The organism is Ruegeria sp. AJ12, assembly GCF_056536245.1.
This window is the reverse complement of the sequence record NZ_JBQFJJ010000001.1, coordinates 648,945-665,281: the sequence shown is the minus strand read 5'-3', so window position 1 is coordinate 665,281 and position 16,337 is coordinate 648,945. Positions and strand designations below refer to the sequence as shown.

Annotated in this window: 16 protein-coding genes; 12 read left to right on the top strand and 4 right to left on the bottom strand. The window is 59.7% G+C overall.

Annotated elements, in window-relative coordinates; genetic code table 11:
- The first annotated feature begins 29 nt into the window (after positions 1–29).
- The 8 genes from ACR3E0_RS03275 to ACR3E0_RS03240 all read left to right on the top strand — a co-directional run bounded on the left by ACR3E0_RS03275 (position 30) and on the right by ACR3E0_RS03240 (position 7,540).
- Positions 30–1,028, top strand: a complete 999-nt coding sequence (locus tag ACR3E0_RS03275; RefSeq protein ID WP_480476123.1) for an ABC transporter substrate-binding protein — start codon at positions 30–32, stop codon at positions 1,026–1,028.
- An 80-nt stretch (positions 1,029–1,108) separates the two neighbouring features.
- Positions 1,109–2,296, top strand: coding sequence for a mandelate racemase/muconate lactonizing enzyme family protein (locus ACR3E0_RS03270; RefSeq protein WP_480476121.1), 1,188 nt, complete (start codon positions 1,109–1,111; stop codon positions 2,294–2,296).
- 3 nt (positions 2,297–2,299) lie between these two features.
- A complete protein-coding gene (locus ACR3E0_RS03265; protein WP_480476119.1) occupies positions 2,300–3,289 on the top strand; it encodes an ABC transporter ATP-binding protein in 990 nt (329 codons plus the stop codon).
- Positions 3,286–4,125 carry an ABC transporter permease gene (locus ACR3E0_RS03260; RefSeq protein WP_480476117.1) on the top strand — a complete coding sequence of 280 codons (840 nt, stop codon included), beginning with the start codon at positions 3,286–3,288 and terminating at the stop codon, positions 4,123–4,125. The genes ACR3E0_RS03265 and ACR3E0_RS03260 overlap by 4 nt, the downstream gene beginning before the upstream one ends.
- Positions 4,122–4,919: an ABC transporter permease gene (locus tag ACR3E0_RS03255; RefSeq protein WP_480476115.1), complete on the top strand. Its 798-nt coding sequence runs from the start codon at positions 4,122–4,124 to the stop codon at positions 4,917–4,919. Before ACR3E0_RS03260 ends, ACR3E0_RS03255 begins: the two co-directional genes overlap by 4 nt.
- A gap of 1 nt (position 4,920) precedes the next feature.
- Positions 4,921–5,670 carry an SDR family NAD(P)-dependent oxidoreductase gene (locus ACR3E0_RS03250; RefSeq protein ID WP_480476113.1) on the top strand — a complete coding sequence of 250 codons (750 nt, stop codon included), beginning with the start codon at positions 4,921–4,923 and terminating at the stop codon, positions 5,668–5,670.
- Positions 5,671–5,705: 35 nt separating this feature from the next.
- On the top strand, positions 5,706–6,422 hold the full coding sequence (locus ACR3E0_RS03245; RefSeq protein ID WP_480476111.1) for an SDR family oxidoreductase: 717 nt from the start codon (positions 5,706–5,708) through the stop codon (positions 6,420–6,422).
- Positions 6,419–7,540 (top strand): hypothetical protein, encoded by a 1,122-nt coding sequence (locus ACR3E0_RS03240; RefSeq protein ID WP_480476109.1) that lies wholly within the window; start codon positions 6,419–6,421, stop codon positions 7,538–7,540. The genes ACR3E0_RS03245 and ACR3E0_RS03240 overlap by 4 nt, the downstream gene beginning before the upstream one ends.
- Positions 7,541–7,821: 281 nt before the next feature.
- Here the strand turns inward: ACR3E0_RS03240 and ACR3E0_RS03235 are convergent, their stop codons facing one another.
- The 4 genes from ACR3E0_RS03235 to ACR3E0_RS03220 are packed head-to-tail and all read right to left on the bottom strand — an operon-like array spanning position 7,822 to position 11,776.
- Complete coding sequence (locus ACR3E0_RS03235; protein ID WP_480476107.1) at positions 7,822–8,424, bottom strand: amino acid synthesis family protein; 603 nt, start codon at positions 8,422–8,424, stop codon at positions 7,822–7,824.
- 22 nt (positions 8,425–8,446) lie between these two features.
- Entirely contained in the window at positions 8,447–10,561 is a 2,115-nt protein-coding gene (locus ACR3E0_RS03230) for a CoA transferase (protein WP_480476105.1), read from the bottom strand.
- A complete protein-coding gene (locus ACR3E0_RS03225; RefSeq protein WP_480476103.1) occupies positions 10,558–11,373 on the bottom strand; it encodes an alpha/beta fold hydrolase in 816 nt (271 codons plus the stop codon). The genes ACR3E0_RS03230 and ACR3E0_RS03225 overlap by 4 nt, the downstream gene beginning before the upstream one ends.
- Entirely contained in the window at positions 11,366–11,776 is a 411-nt protein-coding gene (locus ACR3E0_RS03220) for a RidA family protein (RefSeq protein WP_480476101.1), read from the bottom strand. The genes ACR3E0_RS03225 and ACR3E0_RS03220 overlap by 8 nt, the downstream gene beginning before the upstream one ends.
- Positions 11,777–11,940: 164 nt before the next feature.
- Here ACR3E0_RS03220 and ACR3E0_RS03215 point away from each other — a divergent pair, with 164 nt between their 5' ends.
- From ACR3E0_RS03215 to ACR3E0_RS03200, 4 genes are all read left to right on the top strand, one after another.
- Positions 11,941–13,398, top strand: a complete 1,458-nt coding sequence (locus ACR3E0_RS03215; protein ID WP_480480936.1) for an aldehyde dehydrogenase — start codon at positions 11,941–11,943, stop codon at positions 13,396–13,398.
- A gap of 89 nt (positions 13,399–13,487) precedes the next feature.
- Entirely contained in the window at positions 13,488–14,522 is a 1,035-nt protein-coding gene (locus tag ACR3E0_RS03210) for an LLM class flavin-dependent oxidoreductase (protein WP_480476099.1), read from the top strand.
- A 59-nt stretch (positions 14,523–14,581) separates the two neighbouring features.
- Entirely contained in the window at positions 14,582–15,385 is an 804-nt protein-coding gene (locus tag ACR3E0_RS03205; protein ID WP_480476097.1) for an enoyl-CoA hydratase-related protein, read from the top strand.
- A gap of 3 nt (positions 15,386–15,388) precedes the next feature.
- Entirely contained in the window at positions 15,389–16,330 is a 942-nt protein-coding gene (locus tag ACR3E0_RS03200) for a 3-hydroxyacyl-CoA dehydrogenase NAD-binding domain-containing protein (protein ID WP_480476095.1), read from the top strand.
- Positions 16,331–16,337 lie beyond the last annotated feature (7 nt).

Here is a 16,337-nt window from a genome sequence, read left to right as displayed (position 1 = left end):
GACCTGAATGAACCCGAGGGAGAAGACGCATGAAAAACCTTGCACTTGCAACAAGCCTCGTTGCCATAACAGCCAACCTGGCGGTTGCGGGCGAAGTCCGGCTTTTGGCATTCGAAGGCTACGCCGATAATGCATGGAAAGATCCGTTCGAGGCTGCCTCCGGTTGTACGGTCTCAGTCAGCTACGCAAGCGGCGTAGACGAGATGTTTGCCAAAATGGCCGGTTCGGACGGGGCCGATTTCGATCTGATTTCGATCGATACAAGCCTGTATCCACGTTATCGCGGTGCAAACCTCATCCAGGCCTACGACACATCAAAACTGGGCAATTTGGATAACCTGCTTCCAGCTTTCCAGGTGATTGACGGCGTAAAGGACGCAAACGGTGCTTTTGGAATCCCAATCGCCTGGGGTTCGCAAGGCTTGATCTATGATGCTGATGAGCTGACGGATGCCCCCGTCAGTTGGGCGGCGATGTGGGATCCTGCAAACGCACAGCGGGTGATCGCGCTGGACGATAGTAACAATAACATCGTCATGACCGCCCTGCTCTTGGGATACGAGGATCCTTTCACCCTGTCCACGGATCAGATGGAAGCAGTCAAGGCCAAGCTGATCGAGCTAAAGGGCAACCTCCTGTCGTATTACGCCGGGTTTGATGACGGCGTCGCCGTTTGGGAAAGCGGCGCTGTGACCATGATGTTCTCGATGGGTGAACCGCAGCTTGGCCAGTTGTCCGAGCGGGGCTACAACGTTGTCTACTCAATCCCCGAAGAGGGTGCCGTCGGCTGGCTAGACACTTGGGCGCTGTCGGCCGGGGCCAACGATCTCGACTGTGCGCATGCGTGGGTTGACTACATGCTGCGGTCGGAGGTCGGGGAAGCGCTGAACACATCCTATGGCTATGGTCCCACCACGCTTGAGGCCGAAGGGCTTGGTTACGCGGACCGCCTTGTCTGGCTGAAGCCGGTCGAGGACATGGATGCGCGCGTACAGCTCTGGAACGAAGTCAAAGCCGCAGTCAACTAGACGCGGCGCAAAAGCCTCCTCCCGGCGGCGCGCGCTTGTCCTTCGGGATTCTCGCGCGCCGTTTTTGCCCAGATAACGACATGGCCGACCGGATGCAGATCAAAACACTCGATATCCACGTCCTCCTTGCCGATGACTATGACGAGACCCTGACGTCGTCGGCCCAGGACAGCTTGTTGGTCGTCGTTGAAGATGAAGATGGCAATCAGGGCTACGGCGAATCCGACGTGAACCCGTGGATCGGCCGAGCCTGCATTGATGCGCCCGGCACGCACACGATGGGCCGTTCCCTGCGCGATATGATATTGGAGCAGCCAATTGACGACATCCGGGCGTTCTGGGAACGGGCTTACATCGGAACCGCGATGAACGGACGGCGCGGCGCGGTTATCCACGCCTTGGGCGCGGTTGAAATGGCACTTTGGGACCTAAAGGGTAAGCGCGAAGGCAAACCGGTTTGGCAGTTGTTGGGTCGCCCCCGACGCAGTGACCCGGTGATACCCTATGCTTCGCTTCAGCCTAAGGGCTATGGGTTCGATGCGTATCGCGCGGCGCTGTGCGCAGCCGCGGAAAATGCAATGGCTTTGGGCTTTCGGGCCATGAAAGCCGAGATTACGATGAATGGACCCTACGCCCATGACGGTATGCAGGAACCATATGAACGCCACACTGAATTGATCTCCGAAGTGCGGCGTGTCGTTGGACCGGACATCGCGCTGATGGTCGACGTGCAATACATGTTCCCGGATGCCGCCACTGCCTTGCCGGTGATGCGCATGTGGGAGCCCTACAATTTGACCTTTGTCGAAACGCCGGTCCGGTGCGACGATCTAGGGGAATACCGGAAATTAGCCGACGCGGTGGATATCCCGATCGCCATGGGCGAGTGGCTCGCCACGCGGTTCGAATTTGCGGAACTGATCGAACGGGGCAGGATCGCCGTTGCCCAGCCGGACGTTGGCCGGGTTGGCGGCCTGACCGAGGCGCTTCTGGTTGCTGATTTGGCCGCCGAGGCTGGGATGACGGTTGTACCGCATTGCTGGAAGACTGGCGTTTCGACGGCTGCAACCGCCCATTTCGCCGCCGTCACCCCACATTGCAAGTACATTGAATATCTGCCGCAAGAACTGTGTATCGAAACCTTGCGCAAAGAGCTGACCTCAGGCGGTGTTATGATGGAGGGCGGCGAGATAGTCGGTCTTGACGATGCGCGGGGCCTTGGAGTGAACCTGAACTGGGGTGCCGTACGCGCCTTTGCGCAGGAGTGACCTATGGGCTTGCGTCTTGACGGCATCGGCAAGCGCTATGGCGCAGTCTGGGTTCTGGATCATATTGATCTGGAAATCCGCAACGGCGAGTTCTTTTCGCTCTTGGGGAGCAGTGGGTCAGGCAAAACAACGATCCTAAAAATCATTGCCGGGATCGAGGAGGCGACGCGGGGACGGCTTTTGTTCGAGGATCGGGACATTACGCCGGTGCCGATGGAAGCCCGACCTTTCAACACCGTGTTTCAAGGCTACGCGCTTTTCCCGCATATGAGCGTCTTTGACAACGTGGCCTTTGGTTTGCGGATCAAAGGTCTCGATACGATCGAGGTTAAACGCAGAGTCAATGAAATGGTGGAACGGGTTGGCCTGTCACAGCGTATTCGTGCATTTCCTGCGCAGCTTTCGGGGGGGCAACAACAGCGTGTGGCAATCGCGCGCGTCCTGGTCTGCGAGCCCAGGGTGATCCTTTTGGATGAACCTCTATCGGCGCTCGATGCCTCGCTCAGGGGCCAGATGCAGCGCTTTCTCAAAGATCTGCACCGCGATCTTGGATTGACCTTTGTGTTTGTCACCCACGATCAGGACGAAGCGATGTCGTTGTCAGACCGGGTCTGCGTCCTGAACAGAGGCAAGATCGAGCAGGTCGATACACCGGATGCCCTGTATCATGCACCGGCAACGCGGCATGTCGCGAGCTTTATCGGAGTGAATAATCTGATTGAGGCCGGGGCCAGCGAATTCGGAATGCTGCCGGGCTCGGGATTTGTCGCAGTGCGCCCCGAGGCGATCGGTATCGATGGCGCAGAGACCTTCGGCGCCGAAGCGACTTTGGTCGACCGGCGATTTCATGGTGACAATACGCTGATGACCTTCAAAACGGCTACGGGCCGCGAGATGATGGTACGTCGTCCGGGTCGCGGCGAACCGATTGAGATCGGGGGGGCGGCACGATTGGGTTTTCAGCCCGAAGCCTGCGCGGAAGTCGGCGCATGACCCGCGCGGTCCGCATCGGGATATGGGTTCTGCTAACCGGAACGGTCCTGCTACCGATAGGTGCATTTTTGCTCTACGGGTTTTACTCGTCCGAGGACGGTGAGATCATCTACGAAGTCTCGCTTTACAATTATCGCGAGATTTTTGGAACAGGGGTCTACCTGCAGGTTTTGCGCCAAACGATTGTGATGGCAACCCAGGTCACTTTAATCTGCTTTGTCCTGGGGTATCTTGTTGCAGTCTTTATCTGGCAGCGACGGGTCTGGCTGAAATACACGCTGATTTTCGCAATCGCCGTTCCACTGATGATGTCTTATGTCATCAAGATTTACTCAATGCGCGGGTTGTTGGGGCATACGGGCTTTTTGAACCAAGCGTTGATTTGGACCGGGCTTATCGATGAGCCATTGTCGGTTTTCCTCTTCAACCTGACAGCAGTGCGGATGACGCTGGTCTTTGCCCTGTTGCCTTTCTGTATCCTTACAACCTTTTCCGGGCTCGAACGCATTCCAACCGCCTACATCAATGCCGCCCGTGATCTTGGGGCCAGCAGCACCCGCATCTTTTGGAAGATTGTTCTGCCCCTGTCACTGCCCGCAGCGATTGTCGGCGCCATGTTCACCTTTGTCTTGTCGGTCGGCGATTTTCTTGCGCCCGAGTTGGTGGGGGGAGTTAATGGTCTGACATACGGTCGGCTGATCTTCAGCCAGTTCGGTATCGCGTTCAACTGGCCATTGGGCGCGGCATTGTCACTCTTGCTGTTGTTGATTTCGTTTGTGATCATCCTGATAGCGGGCTGGATCAGTCAGCCACGATGGATGCGGAGGCAGGGATGAGACTCGCCCGGCCGATACTGAATGCAATCGCAGTCCTTGCAATCTTTGCCCTTTACGCACCAATCCTGATGGTGGCACTGACTTCTTTCTTCGCGGTGCGGCGCGGCAAAATCCGGTGGGACAGCTTCTCTGTTAATTGGTACGCCAAACTCCTGGAGAACGAGGATATTGGTGTCGCGGTCCTAGCTTCGCTCAAGGTTGGGGCAATTGCCGTGGCGATTGCCATCGGTCTGAGCTTGGCCTTTGCGCTTTACGTCACCAGCACACGGTCACCACGTTGGGAGGTGGGCGCAATTTCGGCGATTGTTTTTTTGCCGTTCCTTTTGCCCCCGATCATCACCGGCATGTCATTGCTTGTCGCAATGAAGGAGGCGGGGATCGCACGCGGTGTGAATGCGGTCATCCTTGGTCATGTCGTTTTTGTTCTGGCCATTGGGTTTCGTACGCTTCAGGCTCGCCTGGCGTCCTTGGATCCGGCATTGGTCTGGGCCGCGCGCGATCTGGGGGCGGGGCGATGGCGCACGTTCCGCCAGGTTGTTCTCCCACAGCTTTGGCTTCCGATTGCGACTTCGGCGATCATGTGCTTTGCCATCTCTTTTGACGAAACAATGATTACGCTTTTCTTGGTCGGTGACGGAGTGACATTGCCGATCCGGCTATACGGCATGATGCGCTATGGGTTCACGCCCGAGATATCGGCACTAGTCACACTGGTTCTGGTGATGACCGGCATCTTGACCGCCGTGTTGGCTGCACTGAACCGCAGCCGGTCCGGCGAACCAGCAGGAGAGTGATATGAGAGAACAGGTGATCTTGGTCACAGGGGCGGCACGCGGCATTGGATTGGCGATCGTGCGGCGCGCACTGGCTCAGGGTCAGCGGGTGGCCCTGGCCGATATCGATGGTGCGGCGCTGGCTGATCTGGATTTGCCCGACACCGCGAGTCTCCACACGACCGATCTGTCCAAACGCGGAGCGGCCAGCGCTTTGATCGCCGAAGTGCTTGACGCGCATGGCCAGCTTGACGGCCTTGTAAACAACGCTGCCATCGGGGACATCTCGCATTGGGACCGGCTGGATTTTGATCGCTACCAGCGCGTAATCGACACAAATCAATCGAGTGTGCTGATGCTTTGTCATGCCGCGACTCGTGCGTTGGCCGAAACCAATGGCGCAATTGTGAACATCGTCTCAGTTATGGGGATGGTGGGGTCCGAGGCCTCGGCCCCCTACTCCATGGCCAAGGGCGCGACTCTGAACCTCACCCGCTGCCTAGCGGCAGATCTCGCGCCTAAGGGCGTGCGGGTGAACGCCGTCTCGCCGGGCTTTATTGACACTCGCATGGCCCGGATGGAGGACGGCAGCCATGAGCACGACACCGATTGGTTCAAAACGGTCTATCTGGCGCATCGCAAAATACCAATGGCGCGTGCTGCAAAGCCCGAGGAAATTGCCGGACCTGTTCTCTTTCTGCTGTCGGACGCGGCAAGCTACGTAACCGGGGCCAATCTGCCGGTCGATGGCGGCCTCACCGCGATATTCTAAGGCCCTGCATCAGCTCAAGCACAGGAGATTGCGACGTGAAGGACAAAACAGTGCTCGTTACAGGAGCCGGGCAAGGCATGGGCCGCGATGTGACCGAGGCGCTTTTGGCCCAAGGTGTTCGTGTCATTGCGACAGACCGTGATCCGGACACACTGGCCGGGCTCGACGGGGTGGAGGCGCATGCAATGGACGTCACGGATGACAGCCAGGTGCAGACGGTGATCGGTGGGCTCGACCGGCTGGACGGGTTGTTCAACTGTGCGGGTATCGTGCATTCAGGCACTGTTGAAACAGCAACTGATGCAGATTGGCAACTCGCCTATGACGTCAATGTGCTGGGCGCTGTTCACTGCATCCGGGCAAGTTTGCCGCTTTTGCTGGCGGCCAACGGGTCCATTGTGAATATGGCCTCCGTGGTCTCGTCTGTCGTTGGCGCACCGGATCGCTGCGTCTACGCCAGTACCAAAGCAGCCGTGATAGGCCTGACAAAATCGGTGGCCAAGGATTATGTGACGCAAGGATTGCGCTGCAATGCAGTCTGCCCAGGCACAGTACAAACCCCGTCTCTGGAACAAAGGCTACAGGCAACCGGAGACTACGAAACGGCACTGGCCGCTTTTACAGCCCGTCAGCCGATGGGTCGCATCGCCAGACCTGAGGATATTACACCGCTTATCCTGTATCTGTTGTCAGATGCCTCTCGGTTCATGACCGGCCAGGCGATTGCGATTGACGGAGGCTGGAGCGGGTGATCCACCGGCTGCGTTCCGATCACGTGTCCGTCGGGCTGGACGACCGCGTCGGACATCTGTGCGACTGCACATTCAATTGGGACGGGCTACAGTTTTCGCCGCTGCACACGGCACCTTGGGTCAATGCCCCGGATGCCGAGTTTCCGGACAATTCGCCACCTGTCGAGAGGCTCTTGTCCGGCGACTTCCTTTGCGCACCGTTTGCAGAGTCGGATATAGAGCCCGCGCCACCACATGGCTGGACGGCCAACAGCGCCTGGTTTCTTGTGGCCGAGGGTGACCGGACCAGCACATTTGCGCTTGGTCGCAAAGTCATGGGGGCACGCGTCGAAAAAACCCTGACTTGCGCAATGGACGCGCCGCTGCTGTACCAAAAGCACCGGTTCATTGGCGGGAGAGGTGCGGTACCGGTTGCGCATCACGTAATGACGCGGATGGCGGCGGGTGGCCGGGTCTTTCATTCGCCAAAGCTCGTCGCGTTGTCGCCCAAGTCTGCAGTTGATCCAGGGCTGAACCACCTGGCCTGCCCGGAAGAAGCGCGGCAGCTTTGTTCGTTTCCGACACGAACAGGCGGCATCGCCGATCTCACACGTTTCCCATTGGCAGACCAACATGAGGATATTGTGGGCCTGGTTGAGCGCCCAGGTGCCGAGATCGGATGGACAGCAGTGATGCGAAAGGCAGAAGATGACATCCTGTTCGTGTTAAAACGCCCCACGGAGTTACCGGTCACACTGCACTGGTATTCGCATGGCGCAAGAATGGATCCCCCCTGGAACGGTCGGCATCGGGGAGTATTGGGAATCGAAGACGCGGCGAGTGGTATTCACAGCGGCCACAGTGCGGCGCTCGCACCGAACCGTGTCAATGCGCTTGGTTGGCCGTCAGCCCTGAAACTTGGCGGAACCGCGACGTTGCACCATGTGATCGGCGCTATACCTCGCCCGTCAAACTGGCACAGCGTCGACCGGATCACCAAGACCGGCGATGTACTGCAAATTGCCTGTGGCGATGATGCCCTTGAATTGCCATTCGACCGAGGCTTTTGGCACCGGGACGGAGACACCGAAGCCGCCCCGTCCCAGCACCCAAGCCCTGAGGGCGATTATCCAGTTTAAGTCGGATACCACGATGCCGGCTGGCAGAAGTGTGTATGTAAAGCACGCTCAAAACCGCACCCAAAACGACCAGCACGAGACTGATGGTCTCTCCCATGACCTTTGGAACGCGTTCGACACGCATATGCCTTGTGTTGTTCGCAAGGAACAGAGATCGGCGGACATCCGGACAAAGCAGGTGAAACTGTCGAAAGGACACAGCAGGCATCCTTAAAGCTTGGGTCGAAATGCCCGCACTGTGCCATACAGCAGCGATTTCCGGATGTGGCACAAAAGCCCCGTCAGACACCCGCGGGATTATCAACCTCTGCCCCGACTTCCTCCAAATCCGAGTACCGATCACCAATACGGTGATGCGGCCGACCACCGGTGGCACCCGCCAGGGCGACAACAAGCTCGTCATGCCCCGGGGCATCATAAATCGAGAATTGTGATGTCAGGTAGTGTGAGCGGCGACCGGTGTCGTGAATACCCATCATCGGCACTTGGATTTGAATACCCGCCGGACCGCGAGTGTTTGTGAACCCCAGGTAGGATTTTGCGCCTACAGCCTGGCGGTAAAAGTTGCCGAATTTCAGGGTGTGGATCAACGCCGAGGCGTGTTCCAACTCGCAGTCCGTGCCGGCCACGCAGGCTTTGCCATAGGCCTCGATTTTGTCGGCACCGCCAGCCAGATCGGTCAGCCGGTTGGTCAGTACCTGACCCAGGATCGGGGCCATGCGATTGATATCGGGTTTCAGATCCTCGACATAGCCTTTGCCATACCACGGGTTGCGGACAACCGCGGCAACACCAATCACCCGCAGGGTCGGGTCTGCGGCCCTGTCGCCGTCACGGTAAATGTCCTCGTCAAAGGCGACGATCTTGCGCAATTCGGGAAGCATGTAATCTCCTTGGTTCACGATGTCAGGTGGATGAAAGTTGGTGCACAGTGCCGTTGGCCGTAGTGCCTTGGTAGATGCCGAAATCGTCGATCCGGGCTTCTTCGGCGTACCGTTCCAGCATGCTGCGTTCGGCTGGGTCCGGCACGCGATCCAGGGGGATATCCTGAATTGGGAACAGCAGGTGCCCGGGCGGGGCATTCCCTGTGGCAGTACCACGGAAGACCACACCCAAGAACCCGGCATCGGTATCGTCATAGACCGCGTAAAGTGCCTGTGAACCCGGGGCCAGCCCAAGCGTACATAGATGGCGCATAAGGGCCTGTTGCGTGGATGCGCCGGGCGGAGCCTTGGGCACCGAGACCGAACCGTCCAGCTCTTGCCGCAGCAGCACCTGATCGCCGATACGCAGCAAAGCGCTCAGCCGCACGGGGCCGTGCTTGGCGGCGGCCTCCACCAGTGTGTCTCCCACGCCGAGCGAGAAATAGCCGCCCCGATGATATCCAAGCGGGTTGCTGTCTGAGGTATCAAAACCTGACACGGTGCCGATCAGAATGAGATGGTCGCCCGCATCGACCAACCGGTGCCGCGCGCATTCGAACCAGGCCAGCGTGTTGTCAACCAGCGGTGCGCCCCCAGAGGGGCCCGGGCGCCAGCTGACCTGGTCGAACTTGCTGGGACTGCGCGAAGCAAAAAGGTTGGAAATCTCCTTCTGGTCTTCTGTCAGTATATTGATCGCGAAATGTGGCGCCTGGGTAAAGATCTCGCAACTGTGGGCAGTCTTGGCCAGGCAGACCAGCAGCATCGGGGGGTCCAGCGATACTGAGGTAAAGGAATTTGCTGTAAACCCGCGCGGCGTGCCATCGTGCTGGCGGGTGGTGACAACCGTCACCCCGGTTGGGAAGGTTCCAAATGCGTTGCGCAGCGCCTTCTTGCGGTCATCGCTCATTTGGGGCGGCTCGGCTTTCGAAAGATAGTGTTCGGTATGTGCGCCAAGCAACGGTGCAGCCTGTGGCGACGGCAGGGGCGAGCTGCTGAACCGCAGCGGATTGGCTGCGACCGTGAATGGCGGCGCCGCCGGGTCGGGATGCGGGACTTGTGCCAGCAGGCCACGGGCCGCGGTATGTGGATCGGCAATGATGTCTGCAACCGTATTGAGGGGCCCGAACGGGATCACCCCACCCAGGGCAGCCGTCAGTTCGGCCTTGCTGCGGGTCGAAGTCCAGGAGGATACCTTGTGCCGTAGAGCCGACGTATGCTGCGCCCGCTGGTGGCGGGTGGCAAACCGGGCGTCGGATGCCAGATCCGGGCGGTCCATGGCCTGCGCCAACGCCTGCCAGAAGCTGTCGTCGACAACCCCGATGGCCACCTGTCCATCGCGCGCAGGGAACAGGCCGAAAGGCGCCAGAAGCGGGTGATCGTTGCCCTCGGGTCCTGCAATCTTTCCTTCGATATCATGTAGGTATACCGCACGTTCGCAGAGGCTGAGAATCGCGTCATACATGCCGACGTCAATGAATTGCGACTCGCCTGTCGCTTCGGACTGGCGCAGGGCCGCCATGATACCGAAGCTCATCATCATGCCTGCGAACACGTCGCCAATACCGGGACCGACCTTGCAGGGGGTTTCGGGATCAGGGCCGGTCTGAGACAGGATACCGCCCATTGCCTGAGCCACGATGTCGTACGAGGGCCAGTGCGCATAGGGGCTTTCACCGGAACGCGGGTCGCCGAACCCTCGGATCGCGGCATAAACCAGCCCGGGACGGATTTGGGCCAGGGTTTCATACCCCAGACCCAGCCGCTCCATCACACCGGGGCGGAAGTTTTCCACCAAGACATCGGCGCTGGCGACCAGGCGTTTCAGAGCCTCCTGACCGTCTGGGGTTTTCAGGTCCAGCTGCACGCTCTTCTTGTTGCGGTTGAGGCTGACGAAGTACCCGGCCATTTCCCGCTCGGGATCATCGTCGCGCCACGGGCCGTTGGACCGGCTGGTGTCGCCCATGGCGCCTTCGATCTTGATCACTTCGGCGCCGTGATCGGCCAGCATCATGGTACAATAGGGGCCCGATAGCATGCGCGACAGGTCAATGACCCGGATACCATGCAGGATGCCCTTGGGTTGGGTAAGTGCTGTCATTTTGTGGCGCTCCGTGCGTAGACCCGTTTCAGAAAAGCGGCAAGAGGCGCGTTGACGGCCTCCGGATCCTCGGCCAGCGCCATATGTCTGAGGCCTTTGAGGATATGCAGTTCAGCTCCGGGAATTTCGGCGGCGATGGCTCGCGACATGTCAGGGCCGTTGCCAAAATCTTCTTCTCCGGTCATCACCAGCGCGGGGCAGACAATGGCCGGGTGCGGGGCCACGATTTCTTCGATCCCATCCGCAAGGACACTGTAAATACGGTGGTAAACTGCCTGATCGTTGGCCAGAACCCAGCTCCGAACAAGATCCATCTGTTCAGGGTGGGCGGCGCGGTGGGCGGCGGTGAACCACCGCTCCAACGCCGCCTCGACGGTCGTGGTCGGGCCGCTTTCGCGGGCTTGCTCGACCCGTTTCAGGATCGCGGCCTGTGCCTCGGGTGAACGGGTGTGGGGGGAAAACAGGATGGCCAGGGCGGCGACCCGTTGAGGATGATCCTGTGCGAACCGCCGGGCGATCATTCCGCCCAATGAGAACCCGGCGATGGCTGCCCGGTCGCAGCTGTAGTGGTCCAGCACGCAGCAAAGTTGCCGGGAAAACAGCATCAGCGACGGCCGATCCGGCGGCGGTGTACTGCCGCCATGGCCGTGCAGGTCATAGGCGATGACCCTGAAACCGGCCTCCAGCAGGGCAGGCACGGTCCATTGCCAGCAGTCCCGGTTGAGCCCCAGACCATGAATCAGAACCACAGCCGGGGCCTGCTCAGGACCGACAGAGGCGACGGCAGTTCCGTCCTGCAACCGCTCAAGCATGGGTATCCGGCGTCGGTTGGGGTTTGTAGGCGACGACTTCGACCTCGACCCGGCAATCAACAAGCAGGTCGCTGACAACGGCAGAACGGGTGGGCGGTTCGTCCGGGAAATACTCTCCGTACACAGTATTGAAACCCGGGAAGTCCGCCCGGTCGCGCAGCCACACCATGGCTTTGACCACATCGGCCAGGTCGCAGCCCGCCTCGGCCAGGGTCGCCCGGATGTCATCCAGAACGGCACGGGTCTGCTCTTCGATGTCTCCGGTGGTCAGCACAGCGCCGTCGCGCATCGGAATCTGTCCGGTCAGGAAAACGAAATCCCCTGCGCGAATGGCGCGGGACAATGTCAGAACGCGACCGCCAATTTCAAGCGGGCCGCCGATGATCTGTTTGGTTTGGGTCATTTCTGTTTCCTCGCGTTTTTCCCAGTTTGGTGTTTTCCCGACGCAGAACTCGGGATTTCCCGTCGCATAGCGACGAAAAAAGCGAAAACTCCGGCTGAGATTAAACGCACGATGAGCGGAAACGAGTGGGAGGAAGAACTGTGAGCGACGTGCCCGGTTACAAGATGCTGATCGATGGGGATTGGTGCGATGCGTCAGATGGCGGGCGGTTCGACAGCGTCAATCCGGCCACGGGTGATGTTTGGTGCCGGGTGCCGGAAGCCACGGAAGAAGATGTGGATCGCGCGGTACGGGCGGCGCACAGGTCGTTTCTCGAAGGCCCCTGGCCCAAGATGTCGCCCAGCGAACGCGGCAAGTGTCTGCGCCGTCTAGCCGAGTTGCTGGCCGAACGGTCCGAGCAACTCGGCCGGACCGAGGCGGTCGACACCGGCAAGATGCTGAAAGAGACCCGCTGGCAGGCAAAGTACATTGCCGAGTTCTTTCAATTCTATGCCGGTTGCGCCGACAAGATCTCGGGCGAGACACTGCCCATCGACAAGCCCGACCTGTTTGTCTTCACCCGGCGGGAGCCGCTGGGCGTGGTTGCCGCCGTTGTGCCGTGGAACTCTCAGTTGTTCCTGGTCGCGGTCAAGATCGGCCCGGCATTGGCGGCGGGCAACACGGTGGTGTTGAAGGCGTCAGAATATGCGTCCGCCGCAATGCTGGAATTCGGCGAACTGATCGCCGAGGCCGGGTTTCCGCCCGGTGTCGTCAATATTGTCACCGGGCACGGAGACCCTTGCGGGCGGGCGCTGACCGCCCACCCGCTGGTTGCACGGGTGTCCTTTACCGGCGGGCCGAACGCGGCGCGAATGATTCTGGAGAACTCAAAAAACAATTTTGCCGAAGTCAGCCTGGAATTGGGTGGCAAGTCACCGTTTCTGGTGTTTGCGGATGCCGATATCGAAAGTGCCGTGAACGGCTCGGTTGCTGGCATCTTCGGCGCTGCGGGCCAGAGCTGTGTCGCGGGATCCCGGCTGTACCTGCACGAAGATATCGCCGATGACTTTCTGGAGCGGATGGTCGCCATTGCCAAGGCAGTAAAGATTGGCGACCCGTTGGCAGAAGACACTCAAATGGGGCCGCTCTGCACTCCCGGCCAACTGGCGCATATCGAACGTGAGGTCGCCTTTGCGGTGGAGCAGGGTGGCAAGGTTTTGTGCGGGGGGAAACGGCCCCCGGATATGGCCGGGCAGTTCTATGAGCCGACCATCGTTGAATGCCCGCGCCAGGACATGCGGATTGTCGATACGGAACTGTTTGGCCCGGTACTGTGCGTGCAACGGTTCCGGACCGAGGACGAGGCGCTGCAACTGGCCAACGACACGACGCACGGGCTGGCGGCCGGCATCTTCACCCGCGACAACGCCCGCGCGCTACGCCTGTCCGCTGCTGTGCGGGCCGGGATCGTTTGGGTCAACACCTACCGGGCGGTGTCGCCGATTGCCGAATTCGGCGGCATCAAGGGGTCCGGCTATGGCCGCGAAAGCGGCTTTCAGGCGATGTATGACTACACAAGACCCAAGACCGTCTGGATGAACACGTCGGATGAGCCGATGGCCAACCCCTTTGTCATGCGGTGAGTTGCCGGACCGTCACAGCACGGCGGATCCGGTGTCACTCATCCTCGAAACACTAAAAACGTCCACTCTTTTGCAGGGAGACACTCTCAATGAAGTTTCAACTGGCGATCAACATGGAACGGCTGGACCCGTCTCTGGATATGAAGGCCGTACGGGACCATACGCTGGATATGGTCAGGATGGCCGACGAAGGCGGGTTCGAAATTGTCTGGGCGGCGGAACATCATGCGATGGAAATGACCATTGCGCCGAACCCGTTCCAGATCCTGACCTGGTGGGGAGAAAACACCAGCCGGATCCGGCTGGGTACGGCCTGCGCGGTGGCGGCGTATTGGGACCCGATCCGATTGGCGGGTGAGGCGGCGATGACCGATCTCCTGACCGATGGGCGGCTAGAGTTCGGCATCGGGTCTGGCGCATATCAGCGGGAGTTCGATCGGATGCATCCGGGGCTGAAACAGTCCGATGCCTGGCGATATATGCAGGAAATGCTACCTGCGGTGCGAGCGCTTTGGCAAGGTGACTACACCCATGATGGCGAGTACTGGTCATTCCCGGCCTCCACGTCGGTGCCCAAGCCAGTGCAGCAGGAAGTGCCGGTCTGGGTCGCTGCGCGTGCGCCCATCACCTATGAATACGCAGTGCAGAACGGCTGTGATGTGATGTCCTGGCCTCTGACCCGCCCGATGAGCGAAGCGGAGCTCTACGTTCAGCGTCTTGAGGATGCGATGGCCGCTCATCCCGGCAAGCGTCGTCCACGTATGGCGATGATGCGGCACACTGCGGCTTATGACGGGGCCGAGGGCCATGATGCGGCGCTCTCCGCCGCCCGCCGCCAGCTGGGGCAGTTCGAAAACCTGTTCAAGAATCTGGGCGATGTCGAAAACGGTTTCGCCAAGCAGATTCCGCTGGAAAGCCTGGAGAACCGGGCCGAATACGATGCCGATATGCTGACGGAGAATCTGATGTTCGGCACGCCCGAGCAAGTCACTGAAAAGCTTCGCAAATACGAGGCATTAAAAGTGGACAGCTTTATCTATTACGCAAGCCTTGGCCTTGGGCACAAGGAACAGAAACGCTCGCTCGAGCTGTTCTGTGACAAAGTCATGCCGAACTTCCTTTAAGGCAAAGAAATGCCCGGTCGCAAAGCGCCGGTAAACTCAACAGGTTGGAGAAAGCTACTATGACAAACGGAGTGGAGGTCACACGGCGGGGTCGGGTGCTGGAGGTCAAGATGAACCGGCCCAAGGTCAACGCCATTGACATCCCCATGAGCCAAGCGCTGGGGGCCGCTTTTGCCGAACTGCGCGACGATCCAGATCTGTGGGTCGGAATCATCACCGCCGAGGGCGAGCGGATTTTTTCCGCCGGGTGGGACCTCAAAGCGCTGAATGATGGCGAAATGCAGCTAGATAACTGGTGGGAAACTGCGGACTATGGCGAGGGCGGTTTTGCCGGGCTGACCGAGAACTGGAAACTGAACAAACCCGTGATCGGAGCTTTGAATGGCCTGGTGATCGGCGGTGGGTTTGAGCTGGCCCTGTCGTGCGACCTTTTGATTGCCGCCGATCACGTGGAATTTGGACTTCCGGAAATGCCGTTGGGCATTGTGCCGGATGCGGGTGCGTTGCAGCGCCTGCCACGGCGTATCCCGCACAACATCGCGATGGAGATGTTCCTGTTGGGTCGTCGTATGACCTCGGAAGAAGCTGCACGTTATGGACTGATCAACAAGGTTGTGCCCATGGCGGATCTTATGGACACGGCGCGCGCTTGGGCCGACCAGATCGCTGGCTCTGCGCCGCTGGCGATGCAGAGTGTCAAGGAGGTGCTGCGCGCCATTGAATGCCGCCCCCTCGAACAAGCTTTCCTGGAAATGCGCGGCGATCAGTTGGAAACCTACCGGAAGATGCTGAAATCCGAGGACTCCGCCGAAGGCGTGGCAGCGTTCGTGGAAAAACGCGAACCCAACTTCAAGGGTAGGTGACGCATGTATCCCAAGCCTGAAGAGATTACCCGTGTCACGTCAATCGGCGGTGGCCCGATCGGTGTGGGTTGGGCGGCGCATTTTCTGGCCCGCGGGTATGATGTGACGCTGTATCTGCACGATGCAGATGAAGTCCCCGCGGCCCAGGCCATCCTGAACACCGCCTGGATCAGCCTTACGGGTCTGGGTCTGGCGCCCGACGCGTCACTGGACCGGTTGCGGATTGTGCACGACCTTCAAGAGGCGGTCGCCGAGGCGCAATTCATTCAGGAAAGCGCGCCGGAGAGATTGGAGATCAAACAGGCGCTGTATCAGCAGTTGGGAGAGATGGTGCGGGAAAACGTCGTGATCGGCTCCTCGACCTCGGGCCTGACAATGACCGAGATACAGGCCCGGTGCGCAACGCCAGAGCGCACGGTTATCGGACATCCGTTCAACCCGCCTTATCTGCTGCCACTGGTCGAGATCGTAGGCGGAAAGCGCTCTGACCCCAGGGCCGTCGACTGGGCCGCCGCATTCTACAAAGCGGCGGGCAAGGCGCCGCTGGTGATGAAAAAGGAAATCCCTGGCTTTGTCGCCACCCGCCTGCAAGAGGCTTTGTGGCGCGAGGCACTGCATATGGTTGCCAATGGCGAAGCGACACCGGAGGACATCGATATCGCGCTTATGAATGGACCGGCGCCAAGGATGGTGGTTCAAGGGCAGTGCATGGCCTTTCACACGGCCTGCGGAGAGGGTGGCATGGCCACCAACCTAGATCAGTTCGGTCCGGCGCTGAAGCTGCCTTGGACTCGGCTGGAAGCGCCGGAACTCACCAAGGAACTGCGTGACCGAATGGTGGACGGCTGCAATGAGATCGCTGCGGGCCGAGGGTTTGAAGAAATGGCCGAACAGCGGGACCGTCAGATCGTGGCGTTGCTGAATGCAATCCGCAACCCGGGCTGACACGGGC

Coding starts and splice junctions, on each gene's coding strand:
- ACR3E0_RS03275 (WP_480476123.1), top strand. CDS start 30: ATGAAAAACCTTGCACTTGCAACAAGCCTCGTTGCCATAACAGCCAAC.
- ACR3E0_RS03270 (WP_480476121.1), top strand. CDS start 1,109: ATGGCCGACCGGATGCAGATCAAAACACTCGATATCCACGTCCTCCTT.
- ACR3E0_RS03265 (WP_480476119.1), top strand. CDS start 2,300: ATGGGCTTGCGTCTTGACGGCATCGGCAAGCGCTATGGCGCAGTCTGG.
- ACR3E0_RS03260 (WP_480476117.1), top strand. CDS start 3,286: ATGACCCGCGCGGTCCGCATCGGGATATGGGTTCTGCTAACCGGAACG.
- ACR3E0_RS03255 (WP_480476115.1), top strand. CDS start 4,122: ATGAGACTCGCCCGGCCGATACTGAATGCAATCGCAGTCCTTGCAATC.
- ACR3E0_RS03250 (WP_480476113.1), top strand. CDS start 4,921: ATGAGAGAACAGGTGATCTTGGTCACAGGGGCGGCACGCGGCATTGGA.
- ACR3E0_RS03235 (WP_480476107.1), bottom strand. CDS start 8,424: ATGCTTCCCGAATTGCGCAAGATCGTCGCCTTTGACGAGGACATTTAC.
- ACR3E0_RS03230 (WP_480476105.1), bottom strand. CDS start 10,561: ATGACAGCACTTACCCAACCCAAGGGCATCCTGCATGGTATCCGGGTC.
- ACR3E0_RS03225 (WP_480476103.1), bottom strand. CDS start 11,373: ATGCTTGAGCGGTTGCAGGACGGAACTGCCGTCGCCTCTGTCGGTCCT.
- ACR3E0_RS03220 (WP_480476101.1), bottom strand. CDS start 11,776: ATGACCCAAACCAAACAGATCATCGGCGGCCCGCTTGAAATTGGCGGT.
- ACR3E0_RS03215 (WP_480480936.1), top strand. CDS start 11,941: ATGCTGATCGATGGGGATTGGTGCGATGCGTCAGATGGCGGGCGGTTC.
- ACR3E0_RS03210 (WP_480476099.1), top strand. CDS start 13,488: ATGAAGTTTCAACTGGCGATCAACATGGAACGGCTGGACCCGTCTCTG.
- ACR3E0_RS03205 (WP_480476097.1), top strand. CDS start 14,582: ATGACAAACGGAGTGGAGGTCACACGGCGGGGTCGGGTGCTGGAGGTC.
- ACR3E0_RS03200 (WP_480476095.1), top strand. CDS start 15,389: ATGTATCCCAAGCCTGAAGAGATTACCCGTGTCACGTCAATCGGCGGT.